The 1,941-nt window shown below is 73.5% G+C and carries 2 protein-coding genes; both read right to left on the bottom strand.

Going from position 1 to position 1,941, the window contains the following annotated elements:
- Window positions 1-116 precede the first annotated feature (116 nt).
- The gene (locus IH13_RS0132440; protein ID WP_031090084.1) at window positions 117-773 is read right to left on the bottom strand and encodes a class I SAM-dependent methyltransferase; all 657 of its coding nucleotides are present in this window, start codon (window positions 771-773) and stop codon (window positions 117-119) included.
- Window positions 774-911: 138 nt separating this feature from the next.
- On the bottom strand, window positions 912-1,941 hold a 1,030-nt coding region (locus IH13_RS39125), incomplete at its 5' end, for a M20/M25/M40 family metallo-hydrolase (protein WP_031090082.1).

Here is a 1,941-nt window from a genome sequence, read left to right as displayed (position 1 = left end):
CAGGCCGAGGGCCGCCAGCACCGCGGCGGCGGCCACGGTGCGAAGGCGCGCGGGCCTACGGGGGGTGGGGGGAGGGCTGTCGTCGTCTCGCACGCCCGTGATGCTATCCGCGGACCTCAGATCCCCGGCCCCGAACGCCGCAGCACGCGCAGCGAATCCGTCACCGACACCTCGGTGAACGCCCCTGACTCCAGGGCCCGTCGGTAGATCCGGTACGGGGCCTGGCCTCCGTCCGCCGGGTCGGGGAAGACGTCGTGGACGGCCAGCAGACCGCCGTCGGCGACCTTCGGGGCCCACCCCTCGTAGTCGCCCGTCGCGTGTGCGTCCGTGTGGCCGCCGTCGATGAAGACGAAGCCGAGCGTCCCGCCCCAGACGGCCGCCACCTGCGGGGACCGGCCGACGAGCGCCACCACCTGCTCCTCCAGGCCCGCCCGGTGCAGGGTCCGGCGGAAGGTCGGCAGGGTGTCCATCAGCCCGAGTTCGGGGTCCACCACGGACGGGTCGTGGTACTCCCAGCCGGGCTGCTGCTCCTCGCTGCCCCGGTGGTGGTCGACGGTGAGGGCGGTGACCCCCGCGGCGCGGGCGGCGGCGGCCAGCAGGACCGTGGACCGCCCGCAGTAGGTGCCCACCTCCAGCAACGGGAGCCCCAGGGCCGCGGCCTCGGCGGCGGCGGCGTACAGGGCGAGCCCTTCGCGTACCGGCATGAAGCCCTTGGCGGCCTCGAAGGCGGCGAGGACCTCCGGCTCGGGACGGGCGAGGGGCTCGGCGGCCACGGCGTTCCTCCTGGTGGGTCGGGTGCGGACGGACGGCGTCCCATCGTGCCGTACGCCCCCGCCGAAGGCTTCGGCGGGGGCGTACGGAGGGGTGAGCCCGGGTCGGGGCGGGCCCCTGGTGGAGCTGCCTCGGTCAGGTCAGCAGCTCTGCCAGAGTCGGGTCATGACGCGGACGCCGAAGCGCAGGCCCTCCAGCGGGACCCGCTCGTCCACGCCGTGGAAGAGGCGGCCGTAGTCCAGGTCGTGCGGGAGCTTCAGCCCCTTGAAGCCGAAGCAGCGGATGCCGAGGTGGGTGAAGGCCTTGGCGTCGGTGCCGCCGGGGTTGCAGTACGGCACCGGGTGGCCGTCCGGGTCCTCCGCGCGGACCGCCTCGCACATCGCCTCGACGAGCGGGCCGTCGAACGGCGTCTCCATGGCGATGTCGTGGTTGACCCACCGGCGGGTGACGGAGGGGAGCAGCAACCGGTCGATCGTGTCGAGCAGTTCCTGCTCGTGGCCCGGCAGGAAGCGGCCGTCGACGCGGGCGGTGGCCTTCCCGGGGATGACGTTGGTCTGGTAACCCGCGGCGAACATCGTGGGGTTGGCGGAGTTGCGCAGGACCACCTGCATGAAGTCGGCGACCGGCCCCAGCCGTTCGAGGGTGCCCTCGATGTCGTCCTCGTCGAACTCCACGCCGTACAGCCGGGCGGCCTCTTCGAGCAGGGCGCGGACCGGTTCGATCAGCCGGACGGGGAAGGTCTCGCGGCCGATGCGGGTGAGGGACTCGGCGAGGTCGGTGACGGCGTTCTCGTCGTTGGGGGACGAGCCGTGACCCGCCCGCCCGGTGGCGGTCAGCTCCATCCAGGCCATACCGCGCTGGGCGTTCTCGATCGGGTAGAGCCGTCGGGTGTCGTCGATCGCGAAGGAGAAGCCGCCGCCCTCGCCGATCGCCTCGGTGACCCCGGCGAAGAGGTCGGGGCGGTGCTCGACCAGCCAGTGGGCGCCGAACTTGCCGCCCGCCTCCTCGTCGGCGAGGAAGGCGAGGACCACGTCACGGGAGGGCTGGGTGCCGGTACGGGCGAAGTGCCGGGCGGTGGCCAGCATGACCGCCACCGTGTCCTTCATGTCGATCGCGCCGCGCCCCCAGAGGTAGCCGTCGCGGATCTCGCCGGAGAACGGCGGCACCCGC

This window comes from Streptomyces sp. NRRL WC-3549 (assembly GCF_000721935.1).
Taxonomy (GTDB): domain Bacteria; phylum Actinomycetota; class Actinomycetes; order Streptomycetales; family Streptomycetaceae; genus Streptomyces.
Note: the sequence above shows the minus strand (reverse complement) of the source record. Positions and strands in the feature narration are given on the sequence as shown.